Origin of the sequence: Gordonia neofelifaecis NRRL B-59395, from assembly GCF_000192435.1 — a bacterium.
Classification (GTDB): Bacteria; Actinomycetota; Actinomycetes; order Mycobacteriales; family Mycobacteriaceae; genus Gordonia; species Gordonia neofelifaecis.
Genome location: NZ_AEUD01000001.1, coordinates 58527 through 74824, shown reverse-complemented (window position 1 = coordinate 74824; position 16298 = coordinate 58527). Strand labels below are relative to the sequence as shown.

16 protein-coding genes are annotated in these 16298 nt (G+C 67.5%); 3 read left to right on the top strand and 13 right to left on the bottom strand.

Going from position 1 to position 16298, the window contains the following annotated elements:
- Window positions 1-18: 18 nt before the first annotated feature.
- From SCNU_RS00435 to trhO, 3 genes are all read right to left on the bottom strand, one after another.
- Entirely contained in the window at window positions 19-1083 is a 1065-nt protein-coding gene (locus SCNU_RS00435; RefSeq protein ID WP_009677362.1) for an N-acetylmuramoyl-L-alanine amidase, read from the bottom strand.
- Window positions 1084-1233: 150 nt separating this feature from the next.
- Window positions 1234-2280: a CobW family GTP-binding protein gene (locus SCNU_RS00430; protein ID WP_040517276.1), complete on the bottom strand. Its 1047-nt coding sequence runs from the start codon at window positions 2278-2280 to the stop codon at window positions 1234-1236.
- Window positions 2277-3134 (bottom strand): oxygen-dependent tRNA uridine(34) hydroxylase TrhO, encoded by an 858-nt coding sequence (gene trhO / locus SCNU_RS00425; protein ID WP_040517376.1) that lies wholly within the window; start codon window positions 3132-3134, stop codon window positions 2277-2279. The genes SCNU_RS00430 and trhO overlap by 4 nt, the downstream gene beginning before the upstream one ends.
- A gap of 858 nt (window positions 3135-3992) precedes the next feature.
- Between trhO and SCNU_RS00420 the strand changes: the two genes are divergently transcribed.
- The 3 genes from SCNU_RS00420 to SCNU_RS00410 all read left to right on the top strand — a co-directional run bounded on the left by SCNU_RS00420 (window position 3993) and on the right by SCNU_RS00410 (window position 6999).
- On the top strand, window positions 3993-4325 hold the full coding sequence (locus tag SCNU_RS00420; protein WP_009677359.1) for a histone-like nucleoid-structuring protein Lsr2: 333 nt from the start codon (window positions 3993-3995) through the stop codon (window positions 4323-4325).
- Between the two features lie 164 nt (window positions 4326-4489).
- Entirely contained in the window at window positions 4490-6235 is a 1746-nt protein-coding gene (locus SCNU_RS00415) for an ABC transporter substrate-binding protein/permease (RefSeq protein ID WP_009677358.1), read from the top strand.
- A gap of 5 nt (window positions 6236-6240) precedes the next feature.
- Complete coding sequence (locus tag SCNU_RS00410; protein WP_040517373.1) at window positions 6241-6999, top strand: amino acid ABC transporter ATP-binding protein; 759 nt, start codon at window positions 6241-6243, stop codon at window positions 6997-6999.
- A gap of 274 nt (window positions 7000-7273) precedes the next feature.
- Here SCNU_RS00410 and SCNU_RS00405 read toward each other — a convergent pair whose 3' ends face one another.
- From SCNU_RS00405 to SCNU_RS00360, 10 genes are all read right to left on the bottom strand, one after another.
- On the bottom strand, window positions 7274-8209 hold the full coding sequence (locus tag SCNU_RS00405; protein ID WP_009677356.1) for a hypothetical protein: 936 nt from the start codon (window positions 8207-8209) through the stop codon (window positions 7274-7276).
- A gap of 9 nt (window positions 8210-8218) precedes the next feature.
- Window positions 8219-8947: a YoaK family protein gene (locus SCNU_RS00400; protein ID WP_009677355.1), complete on the bottom strand. Its 729-nt coding sequence runs from the start codon at window positions 8945-8947 to the stop codon at window positions 8219-8221.
- Window positions 8944-9768 carry a Cof-type HAD-IIB family hydrolase gene (locus SCNU_RS00395; RefSeq protein WP_009677354.1) on the bottom strand — a complete coding sequence of 275 codons (825 nt, stop codon included), beginning with the start codon at window positions 9766-9768 and terminating at the stop codon, window positions 8944-8946. The genes SCNU_RS00400 and SCNU_RS00395 overlap by 4 nt, the downstream gene beginning before the upstream one ends.
- The gene (locus SCNU_RS00390; protein ID WP_009677353.1) at window positions 9761-11041 is read right to left on the bottom strand and encodes an RNA polymerase sigma factor; all 1281 of its coding nucleotides are present in this window, start codon (window positions 11039-11041) and stop codon (window positions 9761-9763) included. Before SCNU_RS00390 ends, SCNU_RS00395 begins: the two co-directional genes overlap by 8 nt.
- Window positions 11042-11056: 15 nt before the next feature.
- Window positions 11057-11479 carry a YciI family protein gene (locus tag SCNU_RS00385; RefSeq protein WP_009677352.1) on the bottom strand — a complete coding sequence of 141 codons (423 nt, stop codon included), beginning with the start codon at window positions 11477-11479 and terminating at the stop codon, window positions 11057-11059.
- 124 nt (window positions 11480-11603) lie between these two features.
- Window positions 11604-12596: a MerR family transcriptional regulator gene (locus SCNU_RS00380; protein ID WP_009677351.1), complete on the bottom strand. Its 993-nt coding sequence runs from the start codon at window positions 12594-12596 to the stop codon at window positions 11604-11606.
- A 26-nt stretch (window positions 12597-12622) separates the two neighbouring features.
- Complete coding sequence (locus tag SCNU_RS00375; RefSeq protein ID WP_009677350.1) at window positions 12623-13282, bottom strand: HEAT repeat domain-containing protein; 660 nt, start codon at window positions 13280-13282, stop codon at window positions 12623-12625.
- A gap of 70 nt (window positions 13283-13352) precedes the next feature.
- Window positions 13353-14156, bottom strand: coding sequence for a hypothetical protein (locus tag SCNU_RS00370; protein ID WP_009677349.1), 804 nt, complete (start codon window positions 14154-14156; stop codon window positions 13353-13355).
- A gap of 17 nt (window positions 14157-14173) precedes the next feature.
- On the bottom strand, window positions 14174-15055 hold the full coding sequence (locus SCNU_RS00365; protein ID WP_009677348.1) for an RNA polymerase sigma-70 factor: 882 nt from the start codon (window positions 15053-15055) through the stop codon (window positions 14174-14176).
- Window positions 15052-16095, bottom strand: coding sequence for an NAD(P)/FAD-dependent oxidoreductase (locus SCNU_RS00360; RefSeq protein ID WP_040517275.1), 1044 nt, complete (start codon window positions 16093-16095; stop codon window positions 15052-15054). Before SCNU_RS00360 ends, SCNU_RS00365 begins: the two co-directional genes overlap by 4 nt.
- Window positions 16096-16298 lie beyond the last annotated feature (203 nt).

The window sequence follows — 16298 nt, the reverse complement described above, 5'->3', positions numbered from 1 at the left end:
ACGACCTTAGTCGAACCGTCAGATCGGCAGCTTGCCGCCGAACACCGCGTAGACGACCGACAGAATGGCCTTGAGGACGTCCGCGGAGACGTCCTGCCCGTCCGTCATCAGGATGCGCTGCGCCTCCTGCGGGCTCTTGGCCTTCGCGAGCTTGTCGATGAGCGGACCGATCGCCTCGACGCCGCTGAGTCCCGACAGGTCGGTGCCGTCGCTGGGTGCGGCGGGAGCCGGAGTGCTCGGCTGAGCTCCCGGATCCGGTGCCGGGGCGGTCGGGTTGGCCGCGGACCCACGACCACCGAGGTAGGTGGAGATCCCCTCGGTGATCGCGACTGCGTACTTGGTGGCACCCTGCGGCGACGACAGTACCGACGCCTCGGCCGGATCGGACAGATTGCCCATCTCGACGAATGCCGCGGGCACGCGCGTCAGGTTCACCGCCGCGATGTCCGGACGCGTGACGATCCCGTCGACCGCGCCGAGGTAGTTGGCCGGTGCGAAACCGGCCTTCTTCATCGCATCGCGCAGCGTGTTGGACGCCTTACGCCCCTCACCCGACTGCACACTGTCGACTGTCTTGTCGGGAATCGGCAGGGTCGGCACGATCATGTGGAAGCCGGTCTTGCTCGCGTCTGCCCCGGTGCTCGTGGAGTCCGCGTGGATGCTGACCGCCAGCGCAGCTCCGGACCTGCTGGCCGCCTCCGCGCGCTCGTCGACGCAGCCACCCCAGCCGGTGTCGTCGTTTCGGCTCATGACGACCCGTGCGCCCTTGCTCTCGAGTGCGGCCTTGACGAGCTGCGCGACGTCCCAGTTGATGGTGTGTTCGGCCTTGCCGGTGACCGCGGTGGCACCGGTCGTCTGGCAGTCCTTCTTGCCGCCGCGTCCGTCAGGGACCTGCTTGGCGAGGTCGTGCCCGGCGGCCGACCCCTGATGGCCCGGATCGAGGAACACCGTCTTGCCTGCCAAATCGCCGGTCTTGGGCGCGGCTTCGGTCGGCGAGGCGACCAGCAGTCCGCCGACGAGGGTCGTGGAGGCGAGCAGGGACGACGCGATCAGCGTGCGCCGGCGAACACGTACAGCAGCCATGAGCGAGTTGGGTGCCCGCGCCGCAGCACGCCGCGCACACCGCTCTCCTTCCAGAATTCGGCATCATCTGTCACACAGACAACTTTGGTAACAGTGAACCAGTGCTTGAGACTCAACGGCAAACCAAGGCCCCACACTCGTCGCGAATCGTTAGGTTGCTGTGACCAGATGACGGGTCAGGTGCAGGATCCCGTTGACGTCGTCGCCGTCGACCTGCGCCACGACGCCCTCGAGAGCAGACCTGGTGGCAGCCGTGTCCAGGCCCGCACCGATCACCGCGAGCGACGTTCCCGGCGCACGACCGCGCCACGACGACGCCTCGACGCGGATGAAGCCCCCGACCGCTTGCACGACGTACGCGATCTCGCGATGCCCGTCGAGGTCCACGTACACGGTCCCCTTGATCCGATACGCCCCCGACGGCGGCCGCTCGAGGAACTGGGCCAGACGCCGCGGGTCCACGGCCGACGGGGTCTCGAGCGACTCGGAGTCGAACGTCGCATGCAGATGCGCGCCGCCCGGGTCGTCGTGGTGGCCGTGATCCTCGGCCATCAGCTCGTCGAAGGTGAGTTGGCGAGGACCGTCGTCGCACGCGATCTGATCGGCGGGTTCGAAGAACAGTTCCGGATCCACCGCGGCATCGGCGACCGGCAGAATCGGCGCCGTCGGATTCAGCTCCCGAATGCGCTCGAGCAGCGCGGGGACCGCTGCCGGAGGCACCAGGTCGATCTTGTTGCAGACCACCAGGTCGGCGATCGCCAGATGCTCGATCACCTGCGGGTGCGCAGTCACCGTCTCATCGAAGTTGGCGGCGTCCACCAGATACACCAGGCCGCCATAGGCGACCGTCTCGCTGCGCGCGGCGAGAACCATCCGGATCAGCGCCTTGGGCTCGGCGATTCCGCTCGCCTCGATCAGGACGGCGCCGAGACCGGTGCCCGGCGCAGCCATCGTCGCCAAGGTCTCCGCGAGATCTCCCGCGTCGGTGGTGCAGCACATGCACCCGTTCTCAAGATTCAGCGTGCCGCCGGACGCGCCGGACACCAGGAGTGCATCGATGTTGATCGCCCCGAAATCGTTGACGAGAACACCGATTCGACGACCGTCCGCATGACGCAGCACATGATTGAGAAGGGTCGTCTTGCCGGCTCCGAGGAATCCGGCGAGCACGACGACCGGCAATGCGGGCCGACTCACGACTCCAGTCCGCTACGGCAATCGGTGCAGACCACCGCGAGATCACGGCCGTCGCCGTCGGGATAGTTGACCACATCACTGGTCGGCGAACCGCACCGGATGCACTTTCCGATAACCGCCGCGTCCGAGCTGAAATCGACTTTCATCCTTTTGTCGAAGACGTACAGTGAGCCCTCCCAGAGACCGCGGTCTCCGTACGTCTCGCCATATCGGACAATTCCGCCGTCCAATTGGTATACCTCTCGAAACCCTCGAGCCGTCATCAAGGCGCTGAGCACCTCGCAGCGCACGCCGCCGGTGCAGTATGTGACCACCGGCCGCTCCTTCAGGTGATCGAGCGCTCCGCTTTCGATCAGCGGAATGAAATCGCGGGTCGTATTGATGTCCGGAACCACCGCGTTCCGGAATCGGCCGATCTCACCTTCGATCTTGTTCCGCCCGTCGAGGAATACCACCTCGTCGCCGCGCTCGTCCATCAGTTCATGGACTTGCTCGGGAGCCAGCCGTGTCCCACCGCCGATGATCCCGGAGTCGTCGATCCGCAGTTCGTCGGGCACTCCGAAGGTCACGATCTCCGGACGGACCTTCACGCTCAATCGCGGAAAGTCCGCACCCGTCCCGTCCGACCATTTGATGTCGGCGCCTTTGAATGCGGGATAGCTGCGAGTCGCACGGACATAGCGTTTGACGGCGCGAATATCGCCACCCACTGTTGCATTGATGCCATGAGGTGACACGATGATCCTGCCCCGCAGCCCGGCGGACTCGCAGACGCTCTGTTGCCATAGACGGATCGCCTCCGGATCCGGGAGCGGAGCGAAGACATAGAACAGCACGATCTTGGGAGTCGCCACAGTGCAAGGGTACGGATCCCGACCCCGTCTCGTCGTCGCCGGCCTGGCCTGCCTGGCCGCGGCGTCCCTGACGTCATGTTCGCTGCTGAACACGGACGCGTCGCCGAGCAAGATCGTCATCCCCGGCACGGATGCGCCGAGCGTCGAGTCGCCGGCGTCGTCACTGCGCCCGACCTCAGCGACTCGGTCCGCCGGCGTCAGCCAGGCGAGCTCGCCCTGGAGTTTCGAGAGGGTCATCAAAGCGGCTCCGCGCGCGAGCAATTCGGGGTTCCAGATCGGTGCAACGTCGGCGGACGGTCCGCGCACTGATGTGTCGGGGTTCCATTTCTCGACACCGGACCGAAGCATCAGGTGCTCCACCGGCAACAACGGCGCCGACGCGCTCGCCTGCGTCAGTGAGCAGGTCAGCGGAGCCAAGCGGTCCGCCGACGCCCCCGCAGGGTGCGACTGGAAGGCCGACTACGTGACACTGGACGCGAACGGCCCCCGAGAGGGCGCGTGTGCGAACAGCTATCCGGTGTTGTTCCGGTCACGGGTGCTGCCGTCTGGTTCGTCGTTCAATGTGGACCGTTTCGCCTGCCTCACTGATTCCAACGACCTGTACTGCGTCGAGTCCAGTTCCGGTACCGGATTCGCCATAACATCGAATGGATACCGTTCCATAAGGGCCGACGAACGGGCCCCGAAATCACTTCTGGGATTGGAATCGGACGCCGAGACCACGATGCCCGATAATCCCCATTCCTCACCGGTGGTTCCAACTCGCTGAATACGTGTAGTCTGATCGCAGATAACACTGCTACTCACTCGTGATCAGACTGGCGAAGTCCGAGCTCGAATGAACCGGAGGACCGTACATTGGCCAAGAAGACCGTCATCCAGATCGTCGACGATATCGACGGCGCCGAACTCGACGAGTACGAAACCGTTCACTGGAGCCTCGACGGCAAGAGCTACGAGTTCGACACCTCTCCCGAGCACGCCGAGGAGTTCCGCAACCACGTCGCCACGTATATCGCGGCATCGCGAACCACCGGCGGCCGTGCGTCTGCTCGTCGCGCTCCTTCCGCCGGACGCGGCGCCACGAATACGCGTGCAGTGCGCCAGTGGGCATCCGACAACGGCTACACCGTCAGCGACCGCGGGCGCATCCCCGCCGACATCATCGCCGCATACGAAGCTGCGAACTGACACCTCCGACTCAGACGGCGCCCCGGGCCGAGTTCCTCGAACTCAGCCCGGGGCGCTGTTCATGTGACGCCCGTCCTCGGCTCGGGTGTACGCGGACGCGGATAACACTCGCAAAGTGATTTTAATTGCCGATGAACGCGCCGCGCCGTTTACTCTCTTCAATCATGACTCTGCTTTCCGCAGCACGCCGTCGCTGGCTCCCGCTGCTGGTCGTCGCGGTCTTGGTCGCACTACTGGCGGCGTGCTCCAGTTCGTCGACCGACGACGACTCCGGACTCTGCTCCCCGCCGGGTGTCGACAGCGCCTCGGCGGCGCCGACCAATCTGGCCAGCGCCGCGCAGGCGCCTGATCGGTTCACGACCGAGACCACGCGCCCGCTCGATCAGATCGACGCGTCGAAGCTGAACCTGATCAAGCCGGGAACGATCGTCGTCGGCACCCTCTCCGACGCCCCGCCCAGTATCTGCGTGAACTCGCAGCAGCAGTACACGGGCATGGACAACGAGATGCTCAAGGCCATCGCCGCCAAGATCGGCCTGAAGGTGGAGTTCGTCGGCACCGAGTTCTCCGGTCTGCTCGCCCAGGTCGCCGGGCACCGTTACGACGTCGGCTCGTCGTCGATCACCACCACCGACGAGCGGCGCCAGACCGTCGACTTCACCAACGGCTACGACTTCGGGTACTTCGCTCTCGTCGGACCGGCGAACGGCAAGGTCCAGAGCTTCAACGACCTCAACGCCGGGACCCGCATCGGCGTCGTCCAGGGCACGGTTCAAGACGACTACGTCACCAACATCCTGAAGCTCAACGCCGTCAAGTTCCCCGACTACGCCACGGCGTACGCGAACTTGAAGTCCGGACAGATCGACGTCTGGGTCGCGCCCAGCCAGCAGGCCGAGGGCACCGTCCAGCCCTCCGACGGCATCAAGATCCTGGAGAACACCTTCAGCATCAACAACTTCACCGCGTGGGCCGTCGCCAAGGGGAATCAGCCCCTCGTCGACGCGCTGAACAGCGGACTCGACGCGATCATCGCCGACGGGACGTGGGCGCGGCTTTACAGCGAGTGGGCACCCCGCCCGCTGCCCGCGGGATGGAAGCCGGGCTCCAAGGCAGCGCCGGAACCGGTGCTCCCCGACTTCGAGGCGATCGCGAAGGCGAATGCCGACAAGCCGAAGGAGGACGCTTCCGCGGCGGTCCCGAAGAGCACGTGGGCGCAGCTGCAGGAGACGTTCTTCAACGGCGAACAGTTCCGCAAGGCGCTGCCCGAGCTGTTCAAGACCGGCCTGCCCAACACCCTGAAGATCGCTCTCACCTCGGGCATCCTCGGAACCATCGGCGGCATGCTGCTGGCGATGGCGGGAATGTCCCGCACCAGGTGGTTGCGCTGGCCCGCGCGGGTCTACACCGACGTCTTCCGCGGCCTGCCCGCCGTCGTCGTGATCCTGATGGTCGGACTGGGCTTCGGGCCGATCGTCAAGAACCTCACCGGCGGCAATCCGTTCTGGCTCGGTTCGGTGGCGCTGGCCTTGCTGGCCGCCGCGTACATCGGCGAGATCTTCCGATTCGGCATCCAGAGCGTCGAGTCGGGACAGATGGAGGCTGCACGTGCGCTGGGCTTCTCGCACCACAGTTCGATGCGGCTGGTCGTGATCCCGCAGGGCGTCCGACGCGTCCTCCCGGCGCTGGTGAATCAATTCATCGTGCTCATCAAGGATTCGTCGCTGATCTACTTCCTGGGCCTCACGCTCCTCCAGCGGGACCTGTTCGCCGTCGGCAAGGACTTCAACGCCAACAGCGGCAACCTCACGCCGCTCGTCGCCGCCGGCCTGCTCTATCTGGTGATGACCGTGCCGCTGACACATCTGGTCAACTACATCGACAATCGTCTGCGCACCGGAAAGGCGTGAGCTCCGTGACGAACTCGCATCCTGTCATCGACCGCGGCGACGCGGTCTCCCTGACCGGCGAGAACCTGCACCTCTCGTTCGGCGACAATCACGTGCTCCGCGGTATCGACATCCATGTGGAGGCCGGCACCACGACCACGGTGATCGGCCCTTCCGGATCCGGAAAGTCGACGCTGCTGCGGGTGCTCAACCGCCTCCACGAACCGCAGCAGGGCGACATCCTGATCGACGGGCGCAGCGTCCTCAAGGACAATCCCGATGAACTGCGGCGCCGGATCGGCATGGTCTTCCAGCAGTTCAATCTGTTCCCGCACCGCACGGTCGTCCAGAACGTCGCCCTCGGCCCGCGCAAACTGCTCGGCCTCGGCAAGGACGAAGCGCACGCGTTGGCGATCGCCCAGCTCGAATCCGTCGGCCTCGCCCACAAGGCAGACGCCCGGCCGTCCACTCTCTCGGGCGGTCAGCAGCAACGCGTGGCGATCGCGCGGGCACTCGCGATGCATCCGCAGATCATGTTCTTCGACGAGGCCACCAGCGCGCTCGATCCGGAACTGGTCAAGGGCGTACTCGCCCTGATGACCGATCTGTCACAGCAGGGCATGACGATGATCGTGGTGACCCACGAGATGGGGTACGCCCGAGACGTGTCCGACAACGTCGTGTTCATGGACGAGGGCTCCGTCGTCGAGACCGGCGAACCGGAACAGATCTTCACCGACGCGCAGAGCGATCGGCTGAAGACCTTCCTGTCGCAGGTCCTCTGACCGAGATTCAGGGTCGCGCCTGACGCGATGATGCGAAGGTCCATCCCGGCCTCGCCCACAAGGCTGGTCGAGTAGCCACGGCGCGCTAGCGCCGCGGCGTTATCGAGACCCCGCACGCTGTCTCGATACTCTCGTCACTGCGTTCCTCGCTACTCGACAACCCTAAGAGCGTGACCAGAGGCTCTCGTCACCACGTTCCTCACTACTCGACAAACCTAGGGGCGTGACAAGGGGAAATAGATGACGATCCTTGCAGACGCGGCCGTGCTACCGCCTAACCGTCGACGACCGAGGCGAACTCGGCCGAGGCGTAGAACGGTCCGAGGCGACGGCGCAGCGCGGCTTCGACGAAGCCGTCGGCGTCGACCCTTGCGATGACGGGCGGGCCGAAGCGCATCGCCTCCTCGACCAGGTCGTCCCGGCCGATGCCCAGCTCGTCGAGCAGTTCGGCGAGCGCGGTGCCGCCGTAGGTGTCGAAGACCTCGTCGACGCCTTCGGCGAGAAGCGACTCGAAATACGGGGTCTCGCGGAAGGTCCGCCAGAACTCGAACACCAGCACCACCGCGTCTTCGACGTCTGAACTGCTCATCACGTCGCGCACGTCGCGGACGCTCTGGTCGGCTCCGGCCAGCCACACCTCTCGAGCCGCATCCAGCACCAGATGGTCCGCCTCGGCGCTGTTGGCGGCCAGCACCGTCCGGGCTCCGCGTCGCGCGATGCGCTCGATCAGCGAATCGACCGCCGGGGCGATGCGTTCCGGGAGCCGAGTCGTGTCGACGGCCCGCTGAACCGCCTCGACGCACGCGTCCTCGGTGGCGGGGCTGTCGAGCACGCGCTGCACCACCCGGCGCGAGAGTCCCAGCTCGGCGACCCCGGAGGCGAGCTCCTCGAACCTGCGGCGGTCGAGAACGTCGCCGAGCCGAGTGTCGTCCGCGATGGAGTACTCGTACAGCCGCGCGGCGACGGTGCCGACGAGCTCCGGAATCGCCCCGTCGACGGGGAAGGCGATCGCATACTTGCGCGCGACGGCCTTGACCAGGTCCCGGGAGACGGCCTCCTCCAACGGCAGCTGATCCGCGACGTCCAGGAACGCGGTGATCTCCTCCTGAACGAGCGCGGCGAACGCCGCCGGATCGGTCAGTCGACGACGTTCGTAGTCGACGTGGGCGTCGAGCAGTCGCGCGGCGAGGTCTGCGGCGTCCGATGGCATGGCACCATGCTACGAAACCGGCTCCGGTCCCGCCGATCCGCCGATCATCACCGGGGTCTCACGCAGGCTCGGGCCCGGATGACCGATCGCGGGACGTCCGCGGCGCCTACGCACCACCCCGGTGGTGGCGGTGATGACCACCATCACCGCCACGGCGATCCAGGTCGCGGTCGTCGGACCGGTGGCACGGTGGCTCAGGGCACCGATCAGACCGCCGGCTGCGAGGGCGAGCCAGAGCGTCAGATTCCGCAGCCACAGGAACCGGGGGCCGCCGGCGAACGCCTCGACCAACTGCTGTCCGGCCTTGACGAGCGTTCCCGTCATGTATGTCAGACCGATGCTCACCTCCCCTCGGCTGAGGAAGGTCGAATTCATCGCGCCCATCGCCGCGGGCAGGCCGATCGTGATCACGGTGCTCGGCGTGACGAACAAGGACGCGAACGCCGTCATCGCCAACAGCACCGTGGTCACCGCGAGCACGGTGGTCCGGCCGTCGCCGATCCGCGCGGCCACGGCACCGATCACCGCTCCGACGACGAACATCCCGAGAAGTGCGGCGACCGTGCCCGCGCCGCTGAACCGTCCCATGCCCAGCTGGGTCGCCAGTTCGGTGGTGTTACCGCTCATGAACGACACGAACCGACCGCGCAGCTCGAGGAATCCGACCGCATCGAGATAGCCGGCGATGCACGACAACCCGACGGCGAGGCCGACCTCGCGCCGGTGGGCCGACCTCACGGTCGCCCCAGCATCTGCTGCAGCACGGTCACCACGCCGGCGTCGGTGTTGCTCGGTGCCCGGAACCGGGCGCGGGCGAGCACCTCGGGGTGCGCGTTGTCCATCGCGTACGACCACTCCGCCGCGTCGAGCATCTCGAGGTCGTTCAGGTAGTCGCCGAAGACCATCGTCTGTTCGGGGCCGGCCGCGAGCAGCTCTTGGAGCGCCCGCACCCCGGTCGCCTTGTGCGTGCCCGGCGCGGTGATGTCGACCCAGTGCTCACCCGAGACGGCGAGCTGGTGATCCCCGACCAGCGGCTCGAACAGTTCTGCCGCGCTCGTCTCCGCATGACCGAAGTCGTAGATCGCGAGCTTGACGACGTCGCCGGGGACCGCGGACTGATCCGCGACGTGCTCGAGTCGTGCGCAGTACTGACGCGCATGGCCGACGAACTCGTCGTCGTCGGACTCGATGAAGGCGCCGTCCGTGCGATGCACGATGAGGCGGAGGTCGTGCCCGCGGCGGTCCGCGGTCCGGACCGTGTGCAGCACCTTCTCCACCACCGCCGGGTCGATGTTCGACGACGTCAGGAGCCGGCCTTCGTGAACCACCATGCTGCCGTTCTCGGCCACGTATGAGAGGGTGCCGGGATGCCTCGAGAAGATCTCCTCGAGGGTGTAGTACTGCCTGCCGCTGGCCGGGACGAAGGCGATCCCGCGCGACGTGAGCTCGTCGAGCACCGGCCAGAAGGCGTCGGGGACGCGTCCCTCTCCGTCGAGCAGTGTGCCGTCCATGTCGGCGACGACCAGCCGGATGTCCGCCCCAGCGATCCCCTCAGTCATTCTTCGATCGTAATGCCGCGGCCTTGGCGAGGAGGACCGCGCGCTGACGGTCATTGGTCATGACCGCCGCCGCCTCTTCGAAGGCCACACGTGCCCCGTCCGCGTCGCCGCTCCGCTGCAGCAGCTCGCCACGCACGCTCGGCACCAGATGCGAGTTCCGCAGTCTTCCGGACCGATCGACTCGGTCGACCGCGTCGAGCGCTCCGCGTAGGTCTCCGGTCATGGACATCGCGACCGCGCGATTCAGCTCCACCACCGGACTGCCCGTCAGTTCGACGAGAGCGTCGTACAGCTCGACGATCCGCCTCCAGTCGGTCGTTTCGACCGACGTCGCGAGCGCGTGCTGCTGGGCGATCGCCGCCTGCAGCGCATAGGCCCCGCGCCCACGGCCGAGCGCGTCGGCCCGAGCCAGCCGCTCACTGCCGCGGGTGATCTGGCTCCGGTCCCACCGCGCGCGATCCTGGTCGTCGAGGAGCACCGCCGCGCCGTCGGGAGCGACGCGGGACGAGAATCGCGAAACCTGGAACTCCATCAGTGCCACCAGCGCCTGTACCTCAGCCTCGTCGGGCACGAGCGCCGCGAGCATGCGGCCGAGGCGCAGCGCTTCCGCGGCTGTCGCGGGCGCGATCGCCGCATCACCGGCGGTCGGCGAATAGCCCTCGGTGAAGATCAGGTAGATCACTCGCAACACGCCCCCGAGGCGCGGCCCCCACTGGTCGGGTGACGGCGTCTCGAATGGGACGCCCGCGGCGGTGAGCGCCTTCTTGGCCCTGGTGATCCGAGCCTGCATGGTGGCGACCGAGACCAGGAACATCCTGGCGATCGCCTCACTCGACAGACCGCCGACGGTGCGCAGGGTCAGGGCGATCTGCGCTTCTCGGCCGAGCACTGGGTGACACGCGATGAACAGCAGCCGCAGCAGGTCGTCGTCGATCGGGTCCCGATCGACGACGAGGGCTGCCGGGTCGGCGACGGGTTCGTCCCGATCGGCCTCGGCGATCAGGCTGCGCCGATGGTCGTCGAGCTTGGCCTCACGGCGCCATCCGTCGATCGCACGACGTTTGGCGACCGCGGTCAGCCACGCCCCGGGATTCCGCGGAACGCCCTCTGCCGGCCACTGGACCAGGGCAGCGGCGATCGCCTCCTGCGCCAGGTCTTCGGCGGTCGCGACGTCGCGGGTCATCGCGACGAGCGAGGCGACCACGCGGCCGCCCTCCGACCGCCACACCGCGTCGAGGGTGGCGGTCAGATCGGCGGGAGCACGGTCAGACACGTCGGGTCGAAACCGTCACTGGCCGGCTTCGGCGCGCCATCCGGCCTCCTTCTGGATGTACTCGTTGTCGGCGTACTCGGCGAAGTCGCTCTCGTCGGTGAAGCGCCGGACCTCCAGCTTGGCGCCTTTGCCGAGTGGGCAGCGACGAGCCCAGTGCACGGCCTCGTCTCGGCTCGCGACCTCGATGATCCAGAAGCCGTTGAAGAGCTCGTGGATCTCTCCGTACGGACCGTCGGTGACGATCGGATCGTCGGACGCGAAATCGACGACGAAGCCCTCGGCCGCGTCCGAGAGTCCTTCGCCCGCAAGCAGCACTCCCGCGTTGATCATGTCCTCGTTGTAGGCGCCCATCTTATTGATGATCTCCTCGAAGGGAGTCTGCTCGTAGTCGGCGACGGCGGCATCGTCGGTCACGCGCATGATCAGCATGTACTTCATGGTTCTCTCCTTGGTTGAGCCGGATTCGGCGGCACCGTTCGGCGCCGCTCACCAATACGTCGAACGAGATCGCCGCGGATCGACACACGGTCGAAAGAAATTCTGCAGCAGTTCTCCGTTGTCCTCACGGAGACCGAACACTCAGCAGGTAGGCGGCTGTTCGGGACACCATTTCATCGTCGTCACCCGCGAGGTCGGCGAGGGCTGACGCAGCGGTGCGGCCGCCGACCTCACCGAGGGCTTGGGCGACGCGGCACCGAACCGCCACCGGGGCCTCCGCCGCGACCGCCGAAAGCCCCTGTGCGACATCGTCCTCCGTCCCGGTCTCAGCGGCGAGGAGCGCGAGCGCGTCGGCGGCGTCCACATCCCGCTCGCCGGCCACGACGAGACCGATCAGTACCTCGACGGTGGATCGGTCGCCGCGGGCGGCCAGTTCGAGAGCTGCACGCGACCGCACCTGGAGATCGTCGTCCCGCAGCAGCCCGGCGAGCGCCGCGTCGGACTCCGGGCCGGGCAGGTCGATGAGCGCAAAGACCGCGCGGCGTCGTCGCTCGACGTCGTCGTCGGCTGCCGCGGCCGCCAGCGACGCCACCGCGGCAGTGCCCGTGCGCACGATCGCCCACCGCAGGGCTCCGGCGACGTTCGGGTCCGCCTCGTCGAGCAGTGACTCCACCAGGGCCTCGACCGGTGCGGTGCCGTCCGCGACGTTCAGCGCAGCTCGCTGACGCCGATCGGACTTCGCCGATCCGAGGCCCGCGAGGATCGCCACGGCTCCGAGAACCTGGTCCCAATCCTCCGAACCCGCATCCTCGATGTGCTCGAGACGCGCGAGCAGCTCCTGCTCGCGCTCGATCCGGACCTCGCTGCGCTCCTTCAACTCGGCGATCAACTCGGCCGGGGCGAACTCCGGGTCGTCGAGTGCCTGGCCGACTTCGCGCAACGACAATCCGAGAGATCGGAGACTCTCGACGTGAAAGATGCGTGCGACGTCGGTTGCCGTGTAGTCCCGGTAGCCCGTCGATGTCCGACCGCTCGGCGTCACGAGGCCCAGCGCGTCGTAGTGACGCAGCATCCGGGCACTGACCCCCGACCGTCTCGCGACTTCACCGATCCGCATCGGCGGCTCCGTTCCTCGTCATCGACTCACTGTCCCAGCGCAGCCTCCCCGAGGGCCGAGATTCGGCGAGCCTCCTCGACGTCGAACGCGAACCCCGCATCGGGATCGTGCACGAGCGCCTCGGTGGCGGTTGCGTGTCCCCGGGTGACCGGATCCGGGGCGGTCTGCGCCGAATGAAGCACCGGAAGCGCCACCTCCTCACCCAGCGCGACGAAGGCCCGGCTGAGACTCCGTTGCACCGCCGCATCGCCGCGCCCCAACTGCGATGCCAGTATGGCAGCGAGGTCGGACATCTCGGCGGGAGGAACGAGGTCCACCGCGGCCCGCCACGCGCTGCGCGCGACGTCGTCGTCGGGATCGGTGAGCAGGGCGTGGGTGACGTCCGGCCACGCGGATCGGTCGCCGATCTTCGACAACGTGTGAAGCGCCTGGCTGCGACCCTGGGCATTCGTGGAACCGAGCTCGGCGCGCAAGGCGCTGAGCGTCGGCGCGGGCTCCTGCCGGGTGAGCGCCCAGGTGAGCATGTCTCGGACGTAGAAGTCCGGTTCGACGGCGCACCGCTCGATCAGCGCCCTCGTCAGCGATCGGTCGGGGTTCGTGCCCGCCGCGAGCGCCGCCTGCAGTCGCGTCTGTGCGGACTGAGCGGCGAGTGCCGCATGCAGTCTGCGCAACCGATTGTCGGTCATGGTGACCACCTCCTCTGTTGAGGAGTCAAGACCTTGTCACCGTGTGAAGGTCAAGCGCCGAGCGATGACCTCAGAAGAAGTCGCCGCCGCCGAAGTCGCCGAAGTCGCCTCCGTCGAAGCCGCCGCCGTCGAATCCCCCGTCGAAACCTCCGCCGTCGAAGTCGCCGCCGTCGGACCCGGGGTCGCCTGACCCGTAGTCGGCATCGCCGCCGACGTCACCGTAGTCACCGCCCGCGAGGTCCGCGTCGGCCACGCCGTGCGGCACGCCGGCCATCCCGGAGAAGAGCGAGCTGAACAGTAGTGCGGAGCCGATGCCCCAGGCTCCGCCGATCAGCGCGGGGCGCCACCAGGGCTCCGAGTACCAGCCCGCGGGCACGGATCGTCCGGCCACTCGGCCACCCGGGTAGTAGTTCGGCGTCTGGGTCGACGGGGTCGGCGAAGCCTCCACCGTCCGGCCGTCGAAGTCCACCGACCGCGGCTCGGTGACGGCGCCTGCCGCCCGCTGTCCCTCCAGCTCGGGGATGGGCGGGCCCGGATCCAGTTGCAGGGCGGTGCGGGCCGCGCGGATGTAGTAGAGCCCTTCGACCGCGGTCTGCTTGGCGAGCTTCGCCTGTGCGGGCGTGGTGGCCTGCTCGATCTGGGACCCGGCCGCGGTGAACCGCTCGCCGGCGTCGGCGAGCGCCTGCTTCGCGGCGGGATCGGCCCCCGGATCAAGCGAGTAGACCTGGCCGCCGAGCCGTTCGATGGACTGCCGAGCATCGGCCTTGGCGTCGTCGAGCGAGGCCTGGCCTGCGTTGTTGGATCGATTGCGGAGCATCACGAAGACGCCGACGGCGATCAGCGCGATGACGAGGATGACGATGATGTCTGGCACCCTCTCCAAGGTACCGATCAGCGCAGCCCGTCGAGTTTCTCCGGGTTGCGCACGGCGTACACCGCGGTGACGACGCCGCCCGAGACCTCGATGCAGAAGACGCTGTCGAGGTCGCCGTCCACTGTCACGATCATCGCGGGCATCCCGTTGACGACGCTCATCCGCAGTCCGACCTCGCCGACCGACGGCGCTCTGGCGAAGAGCCCCATCATCATCCGCGCCACCCGGTCCGCGCCTTCGATCGGGCGAAGGGCTGCCGCCGCCACACCGCCGCCGTCACCGAGGTAGATCACGCCCGGCGCGAGCACGTCCATGAGCGTCTGAACCTCGCCGGTCTCCGCGGCGAACAGGAATCGTTCCGCTACCTCCTGTGCGTCCGCCGGGTCCGCGATCACGCCGGTCCGGCGGGCGGTGACGTGCTTCCGCGCGCGATGCGCGATCTGTCGAACGGCCGGCTCCGACTTCCCGATCGCGTCCGCGATCTCGGGGTACGCGAAGTCGAACACCTCACGCAGCACGAAGACGGCTCGTTCGTCCGGATTGAGCGATTCCAGGACCAGCAGCATCGCCGTGGTCACGGCCTCACCGGTCAGCACGTGATCCAGGCCGGGATCGTCCGCACCGGTCTTGAGCGGCTCCGGCAACCACGGGCCGACGTAGGTTTCCCGTCGCCTGCCTGCCGCACGCGCGGCGTTGAGGGCCTGTCGGGTGACGATTCGCGCGAGATACGCTCGCGGATTCTCGACGTCGGACCGATCGTGCTCCTGCCAGCGCAGCCAACTCTCGGACACCACGTCCTCGGCATCGGCGACGGAGCCGAGGATCTCGTAGGCGATCGAGAACAGCAGGGCGCGATGCTCGGTGAACTCGTCGGCACTCGCCGCGTCGGCGCGATTCACGGTCGTCCCGGCTTCCAGGTGGATCGCCCACTTCGGCTCGAATAGACGGTGCCGCGGCAGATCTGCTCCTTCACCGCCGCAGCGGGGCGGCCGCGCATCCAGACACGGGTCGGTGTGTCGTCGCGCCGCACGTGCTGCACGACACCGTTTCGCCTGCCGAGCGAGACGCATTGAGCGACGAACGACACCGCATACGGCTCGGGCGCCCGGTCGTGCCATTCGGCCGCGATCACATCGGCGGCGTGTGATCCCTGCGGCAGCGCGGCCTGGCAGCTCATGCGAGAACCGGGCACCGCGGCGCCGTCTCCGACTGCGAGGATCCGCGGATCGCTCGTGCTCCGGAGGAACTCGTCGACGAGGATCCTGCCGTTCGGGTCGACCTCGATGCCGCTGCGGACCGCGAGATCCGTCGCCTTGTTCGCCAGTGCCCACAGCGTGAGGTCGTCCTCGGCGTCGCCGGACCACCGGCGATTCTCGATCTCCACTCCCGCATCGGTCAGTGTCTCGACGACCCGTTCACGAGCCGCCGGCCCCAGGGACCGGCCGATCTCGCCGTCACTGACCAGACGCACCCGCAGATCGGGGCGCGCGGCGGCGACCTCCGATGCGGTCTCGATACCCGTGAGTCCTCCTCCGACGACCGTCACGCGTGCTCCGACGCTCAGCGCCGCGACCCGGCCGGCCGCGCTGCGCGCCGACGCCAGATCTCCGACATCGATCGCACCGTCGGGAGCGCTGGGTGCACCGCCCGTCGCGTAGATCAGCCGGTCGTAACCCAACTCGCCGCCGTCGTTCAGCGCGACGCTGCCGTCCCCGATCTTCTCCACCGCGGTGACCCGCAGGTGCACGGCGTCGTCGAGCATGTCGGTCAGCGGGCGTGCGGCGTCTCCGCTGCCCGCGATGACCTGGTGGAGCCGAATCCGCTCGACGAACTCCGGCCGTGGGTTGACCACGGTGACGTCGGCTCCCCGCGCACGTCGTGCCAGCCTGTTCGCTGCCATCGTTCCCGCGTACCCCGCTCCCACAATGACGATCCTCATGGCGACCTCCCAAGAACTCCGTAATCGACTGGACGTTCATGGGACACCGCGCGTCTCCGGTCTGTGACAACCCATCCACTGTGACTCCCGACACTACTGCGCAGGTCTGACATTCACGCATCCTCGTCGTCGGACTCAGCGGATCCCAAGGGGTCATGACAGAGGCTGATCATCGATGACGGATCAGGGCACTGGAATGGGGA

Coding starts and splice junctions, on each gene's coding strand:
- SCNU_RS00435 (WP_009677362.1), bottom strand. CDS start 1,083: ATGGCTGCTGTACGTGTTCGCCGGCGCACGCTGATCGCGTCGTCCCTG.
- SCNU_RS00415 (WP_009677358.1), top strand. CDS start 4,490: ATGACTCTGCTTTCCGCAGCACGCCGTCGCTGGCTCCCGCTGCTGGTC.
- SCNU_RS00405 (WP_009677356.1), bottom strand. CDS start 8,209: ATGCCATCGGACGCCGCAGACCTCGCCGCGCGACTGCTCGACGCCCAC.
- SCNU_RS00395 (WP_009677354.1), bottom strand. CDS start 9,768: ATGACTGAGGGGATCGCTGGGGCGGACATCCGGCTGGTCGTCGCCGAC.
- SCNU_RS00385 (WP_009677352.1), bottom strand. CDS start 11,479: ATGAAGTACATGCTGATCATGCGCGTGACCGACGATGCCGCCGTCGCC.
- SCNU_RS00380 (WP_009677351.1), bottom strand. CDS start 12,596: ATGCGGATCGGTGAAGTCGCGAGACGGTCGGGGGTCAGTGCCCGGATG.
- SCNU_RS00375 (WP_009677350.1), bottom strand. CDS start 13,282: ATGACCGACAATCGGTTGCGCAGACTGCATGCGGCACTCGCCGCTCAG.
- SCNU_RS00360 (WP_040517275.1), bottom strand. CDS start 16,095: ATGAGGATCGTCATTGTGGGAGCGGGGTACGCGGGAACGATGGCAGCG.